5 protein-coding genes and 1 pseudogene are annotated in these 6858 nt (G+C 43.3%); 3 read left to right on the plus strand and 3 right to left on the minus strand.

The features are described from left to right. Positions 1-104: 104 nt before the first annotated feature. Positions 105-1706, minus strand: coding sequence for a peptide ligase PGM1-related protein (locus tag NWP21_RS14755; protein WP_280793256.1), 1602 nt, complete (start codon positions 1704-1706; stop codon positions 105-107). Between the two features lie 360 nt (positions 1707-2066). On the opposite strand from NWP21_RS14755, the gene NWP21_RS14760 reads away from it, so the two are divergent. After that, positions 2067-3005 (plus strand): phosphoribulokinase, encoded by a 939-nt coding sequence (locus NWP21_RS14760; protein ID WP_280793257.1) that lies wholly within the window; start codon positions 2067-2069, stop codon positions 3003-3005. A 66-nt stretch (positions 3006-3071) separates the two neighbouring features. On the opposite strand, the gene NWP21_RS14765 is transcribed toward NWP21_RS14760, so the two are convergent. Beyond that, the gene (locus tag NWP21_RS14765; protein WP_280793258.1) at positions 3072-4019 is read right to left on the minus strand and encodes an ROK family protein; all 948 of its coding nucleotides are present in this window, start codon (positions 4017-4019) and stop codon (positions 3072-3074) included. Between the two features lie 41 nt (positions 4020-4060). On the opposite strand from NWP21_RS14765, the gene NWP21_RS14770 reads away from it, so the two are divergent. Together NWP21_RS14770 and NWP21_RS14775 are read left to right on the plus strand one after the other, a co-directional pair. Then, complete coding sequence (locus NWP21_RS14770; protein ID WP_280793259.1) at positions 4061-5818, plus strand: ABC transporter ATP-binding protein; 1758 nt, start codon at positions 4061-4063, stop codon at positions 5816-5818. After that, a complete protein-coding gene (locus NWP21_RS14775; RefSeq protein ID WP_271733061.1) occupies positions 5812-6315 on the plus strand; it encodes a thermonuclease family protein in 504 nt (167 codons plus the stop codon). The genes NWP21_RS14770 and NWP21_RS14775 overlap by 7 nt, the downstream gene beginning before the upstream one ends. A gap of 180 nt (positions 6316-6495) precedes the next feature. On the opposite strand, the pseudogene NWP21_RS14780 reads toward NWP21_RS14775, so the two are convergent. Continuing rightward, positions 6496-6858: pseudogene (locus NWP21_RS14780) on the minus strand (photosystem II q(b) protein); the annotation flags it as partial.

The following is a 6858-nucleotide window of genomic DNA, read 5'->3' on the forward strand; positions in this document are numbered from 1 at the left end:
TTAGACATGGGGGTAAGGCGCTGGCGAGTTTATTCGCAGTCACGTTGACACTGACAAAAAAAAGTATCAAGACTGGGTATGGGTGCAAAATTCCTCCCTATTCCCTAGTTATATCCATCCCCGGCTATAGGAAAAGTGTAATCTGAGAACAAAGGTAGATCCGGATTGTCGCGGCGGGTTTCTTCATCCAGAACATGGACGACTTTGTTATAAATGTCTTCTGCTTGTTGTGGGGAATCGCCAATACTGGTTAATCCCAATTTACCAAACTGGGAAAGACAACCCATAAGATGAAAAACCGTCCCTGTTTCGGTACCGCTATCAAAGTGCAGCCGGTGATGGGCGATAATGTCCATCAAATCGTTGGGTAGTAATCCCCGATATGGGTCTTTTTGCAGGTTGTCGGTGGCTATATAGTATTTAGGCCGCCCTTGTTGACTGTAAAATAACCCTGTGGCTAGGTCGTAACGTCCGTTGGTTAATAATTTCAGGGTCATAAAGGGGTGAGTTGTACCACCCTTACGTAAGTTAATTTCAATGGCTTGAATGTCCCATTGGCCATTTCCTTGGTCAACGGTGATGAAATCTACGCCAAATCTTTCTAATGCGCCTTTTTCGGCGAGTTTTTTACCGATTTTTAAACCAAATTCCTGCAATTGTAACCGATAGCTAGAATCAGCGGGAAATTTACAACCTAGATAAATCTGTCCGTCTGGACCGCCTAGAATTTGGTCATGGGTGGAGAGAATTTCTACTTCTCCACTAGGTGTGATGCGTCCTTGGACACTGGGCGATCGCTTATTTTCTCCTTCTATAAATGCTTCTGCGATCGCCCCTAGTTCCGTAATCCGTGCGCGAAAATTCCCCCAACTTTCTTTTGCGGACTGAAAGCGCATAGTGGAGAAGCGATCGCCGATTGTGGCTATTGTTTGGCTGCGAGGAACTTTCCCTGGTGCTACATCCATGATGGGGCGCAAATCTAATAGGGCGTTTCCTTCCCCAGAAATTCCTTCATTGAGTTTGATTACTATTCTTTGTAGTGTTGGTTGGCGTTCCCATAAATCACTAGCAACTTCTGCCAAATTTTGGTGATTCCATACCTTTTCGCTACCGTCTGGTAATGGTACTCCACTTTCTGCAAATATTTGGCGACTACCGCTTTTTGTCCCCCAGGTCTGTAGGTTTGGGGCGACTGCATATAATGGTACATTTAATTGTAAAGATAATTCCGCCTCTAAAAATGTGGAGTTGTAGCAGGTCATAAAGGATTTTTCTAGCCTTAATGCTTGGCGAATCCGCTCTAGCAACCGGGGACGTTCTAGAATTTTGGCGGTTAGAGGTCTGAGGGAAGCATCATAAGTGGAAAGTAGTAACAGGCGATTGCGGGCATGGGAAAATGGGATTCCTGGTAATAATTGTAAATAGTAATCAATAATACTAGGATGCAAAGGCATGGAAGTGACATAAATTAGTCTAGTGCGGGGATTTCGCAACCGCATCAAACAAAATAGTAATCTTTCTTCATAATGCTCACAGCCTTCTACTTTATGCAGTTCATGCTGGTCGATGCTCAGGGAGGGAATAATTAAAATATCCGCCTCACTATTGTCAAATAGTTCAATAGTCGGCCAGCGATCGCATAAACTTAACTGAAGATGCCGAAACTTATCAATTTTGTCGGAATCTGAAATATTCAGCGTCACCATAATCCCTAGTCCGTCTTGATTCCCAAAACTGCTTTACCTCTCTGGTATATACTAAAAAGCATCACATACCCCGAATGTGCAACACTTCTTTGAGTACCGAGTTAAGCACTAAAAACACCTAATTAACTCAACTTAAAAAAACTTAATAAGGAGATTCAATAGTTATCAAACAGGTGTTGGATGTATTGATGTTTAACTATATTGACCTACTTAATTATAAGTAAACGCGAATAAATCAAATGTATAGAGATGTTACGCAGGATGTTTGAGTTGAGTTAATGGGTCAATTACCTTCTAAAATATACAAATTAACTAAAAACGTTTATTACTGTACTTGTTGTTCATATCCGGAGGGGAATCATGGGACGTCCAATCATTTTGGGAATTGTCGGTGACAGCGCCGCAGGTAAAACAACACTGACCAGAGGAATTGCTCAGGTACTAGGACCTGAAAATGTCACCGTCATCTGTACCGATGATTATCACCGTTATGATCGTCAACAACGTGCAGAAATTGGCATCACGGCGCTGCATCCTGACTGTAATCACCTCGATATTATGCAGCAGCACTTATCCCTTTTACGCACCGGACAGCCCATTCTCAAACCGGTTTACAGCCACAAAACAGGTACATTTGAGCCGCCACAATACATCCGACCTACGAAGTTTGTGATTATTGAAGGGTTGCTCGGTTATTCTACTAGGGTAGCTCGTGAAGCCTACGACGTGAAAGTATATTTAGCGCCCCCGGAACCCCTACGCGCCCAATGGAAAGTTAAACGCGATACCCAAAAGCGGGGGTATACTCCCGAAGAAGTTTTGGCAGAACTAGAAAAGCGTGAACCAGATTCAGAAAATTTTATTCGTCCCCAACGACAATGGTCTGATATAGTGGTGAGTTTTTATTCCCCTAGTGATGATGTTGATGATGGCAATGGACATTTAAATGTGCGGTTAGTGTTACGACCGACAATCCCCCATCCTAATTTTACCTCAATTCTCAACTTAACTGATGGTAATTCTGATTCGGCAATCCGTTTAGGGTTAGACCGGGATATGAGTAAACCTGTGGATGTGCTGGAAGTTGATGGTCACGCGACTTTAGAACAGGTAAGTAAATTAGAGCATATTTTATGTTCCGATATGCCTTACTTACTCAACGTGTGCGATCGCGAAGTTAATCCCGAACTAGGAAAAGTTGCGGGAACTACTGGGGAAACTTTGCAAAGTTATCCTCTGGCGCTCACACAGTTGATTATTACCTACCATATGCTCAAAGCTACCCAGATGTATCAATAAATTGGCACTTAACTGTACTCAATACAATAGGGGTTTTTGTGAGGCTTGTTGCCCATAATATAGCAATTACCAAGCTAATTCAGCCAAAGCCACAGCCCCCCAAAGGGGTGCATCATCACCCAAAGCGGCCGGAACAATTGTCAAATCAATTTCTGGTAAAGCTGTTTTTCGCGCCGCTTTGCGGACTACATCCCACCAATTATCCCCTGATTTAATTACACTTCCACCTAAAATAAACAAGTGGGGGTTAATCAAATTCGCCACGTTACCAATACCCACACCCAAAGCCCAAGCACCTTTGAATAGAATCTCCTGGGCTAATTCATCACCTTGGGATGCAGCAGCACTTACTACCTTTCCCGTAATTAAATTTAAATTATTACCTACCAACCTCCGTAATATTTCGCCTCTGTGGGGTTGATTTTGCCAAGTTTCCCGCAGATTATGCGCCATATAAGGGCCAGAAGCTAACCGTTCCACACATCCGCGCTTTCCACACAAACACACAGGACCAGCAGGATCTATAACCATGTGTCCAATTTCACCCGCCATTCCCCCCATACCCCGCCAAGGCTGGCCGTTGATTATCCAACCACCACCTACACCAGTGCTAATGGTGATATAAAACAAGCTGTTGTTTCCTATACCAGCACCAAAGCGATATTCTCCTAAAGCGGCGACGTTAGCATCATTATCTACACTCACCGGAACAGTAAATTTATCTTGTAGTAAATCTTGAAGGGGAATATTTTCCCAACCAGCAACATGATGAGATAGTCGCACAGTTCCAGTGGTGGCGTCTACGGGTCCGCCAAAACTAACACCAATTGCATCAGGTTTTTGTGATTGTAGTAAAGAGTCAATCAGCGAGTACATGATTTCTAGGTCCGTGGTAGCATTACCATCATCTGGAGATAAACAACTTTCATGGCGTAACCATTCCCTAGAACCAATATTTACCAGTGCTGCGGCCAACTTCGTACCGCCAAAATCTAGGGCCAAGATTAATGTCATAATGTCTCAACAAGAAAAAATATTTTTGTGGAATTTACAGCTTGAAAACTCGTTCTCATTACTGGCAATTATTACCTTATCTGAAACCCCATTGGCAAAATATTACTAAGGGATTTGTGGGGATTATCGGTTATGTACTGGCGACTTTAACCTTAATTAATCTTGCGGGTAGATTGGCTGAACCCTTTGGTAAGGGTGATATAGTAGCGATCGCTCAATTAGCCGGAATGCTGCTTTTAGTCTTTTTGGTGCGGGGATTTTTTCAGTCTGTGCAAGATATGTACATGGCGAAGGTGGCTTTAAGGGTAGCTTTTGACCTCCGCAAGCGGGTTTACTCCCATCTGCAAAAACTGGATTTGAGCTATTTTGAAACGGCAAAAGCGGGTGATTTATCTTACCGCCTCACTGAAGATGTTGACCGGGTGGGGGAAGTTGTGAATAAGGTCTTTCACGACTTTATACCTTGTATTTTGCAGCTGGTGGCTATACCTGTCTACATGATTTACCTGAATTGGCAACTAACATTAGCTACAGTGATTGTAGCGCCACTGATGGGAGTTTTAATTGGCTGGTTTGGTGAACGTTTACGCAAGTACTCTGTTAAAAGTCAAAATCGTGTTTCTGGGTTATCGGCAATTCTCACGGAGGTATTTAGCGGTATCCGTTTAGTCCAAGCTTTTGCGGCAGAAAATTATGAAATTGCTCGGTTTGGAAATGAAGCAGAACGCAGTTTTCAAGCTAAATACTCCGCCGACCGCCTCAAAGCAGTTCAAATACCTATAGTGGGGTTTCTAGAGGCTGTCAGTGCCATATTTTTATTAATAGTGGGGGCATGGCAAATTGCCCAAAATAACTTGACGGTGGGAGAGTTTTTTAGTTATTTAACTGCGGCGGCGTTGTTAATTGACCCTATTGGTCATACTACTCATAACTACAACGAATTTAAGCAAGGTGAAGCATCCGTTGACCGGGTTTTTGAGTTGATGGCTATTCAACCGACGATATTAGAAAAGTCTGAGGCGATCGCTTTACCGCCGGTGAAAGGGCAAGTAGAATATTGTCACGTGTCTTTTACCTATAAACCAGGGGAACCTGTATTAAAAGATATCAATTTGTTGGCATTACCGGGTGAGTCCATCGCTTTAGTGGGTGCTTCCGGTGCTGGTAAAACTACCTTTGTTAATCTCCTACCTCGGTTTTATGACCCCCAAGCAGGTAAGATTTTGGTTGATGGTGTAGATATTCGCGATGTTAAGCTTTATAGTCTGCGGCGACAAATTGGTATTGTTCCCCAAGAAACTGTGATGTTTTCCGGAACTATTGCCCAAAATATTGCTTTCGGTCAAGATAATTTTGACATGGAAGCAGTCACCGCAGCTGCTAAAATTGCCAACGCTCACCAGTTTATTAGTCAGTTACCAGAGGGTTACTATACTTGGGTGGGTGAGCGGGGGGTAAATTTATCCGGTGGACAACGCCAAAGAATCGCGATCGCCAGGGCGGTATTTCTCAACCCGCAAATTTTGATTTTAGATGAGGCTACATCTGCTTTAGATTCTGAGTCGGAAGCATTAGTACAAGAAGCATTAGAAAGACTGATGGCGAATCGCACGGTGTTTATTATAGCTCACCGCTTAAGCACTGTCCGCCGATGCGATCGCATTTTAGTGATGGAAAAAGGGGAAATAGTTGAATCAGGAACCCACACAGAATTATTAGCACTTAACCAACGCTACGCCCGATTTTATCTCAGACAGCAACAAGGTCATCTACCCACAGAGAGTTCAAAAGAATGTTGAAAAAAATTCTGGTTTTTATGGTTCTTTGTGGTGCGGTAGTAGGATGTCAATTCTTCCCTGGGAATACCAATCATACCACCACTAGGGTCTTGAGAATTATAGACGGCGACACTATTGAGGTGAAAAGGGATGAACAAACAGTTACTGTACGTTTAGCTTGTATCGACGCACCGGAGCGAAAACAGAAGCCCTGGGGGAGTAGATCAACTGCAACATTAAAACAATTACTGCCTATTGGACAAGATGTCAGCCTCAAACCCCTATATACTGATGAATATAATCGCTTAGTATCTGAGGTGTTTGTGGGCGATCGCAATCTTAGCCTAAGTATGGTCGAAGAGGGGCAAGCTGTAGTTTATCACTATTTCCTGCGCAATTGTCCAGAGTTGAGAAATAGTTTATTGCAGGCCGAGAAATCTGCAAAGAGTCAGAAATTAGGTTTTTGGAATCAACGCCGCCCTCAAATGCCTTGGGATTTTCGGCGTTTCAACAAATAGTTTAAACAAATAATACAATACGGCGGATTTGATCTAATTGAGGTAGACCAGGGCGGTCAGGATGCGTACCTCACTATAGTTTGACAATTAATATCTGTATTTTATACTGTCAAATATTCACCCAAACAAAAAACGCCCCCCATTTCTGAGAGGCGGTTTCGATTCAGCTAAACTTTATGATTAACCGTTGATTGCAGGAGCAGTCAAAGCAACAGGAGCAACTTCACCAGCAGCCAAGTCTAAGGGGAAGTTGTGAGCGTTACGCTCGTGCATTACTTCCATACCCAGGTTAGCGCGGTTGATGACATCAGCCCAGGTAGCGATGACGCGACCTTGAGAATCAATTACTGATTGGTTGAAGTTGAAACCGTTCAAGTTGAAAGCCATGGTGCTTACACCCAAAGCGGTGAACCAGATACCGATTACAGGCCAAGCAGCTAGGAAGAAGTGTAGTGAACGGCTGTTGTTGAAGGAAGCGTATTGGAAGATTAAGCGACCGAAGTAACCGTGAGCAGCTACGATGTTGTAGGTTTCTTCTTCTTG

The sequence above is a fragment of the Anabaenopsis sp. FSS-46 genome (assembly GCF_029891665.1).
In the GTDB taxonomy this organism is placed as follows: domain Bacteria; phylum Cyanobacteriota; class Cyanobacteriia; order Cyanobacteriales; family Nostocaceae; genus Anabaenopsis; species Anabaenopsis arnoldii.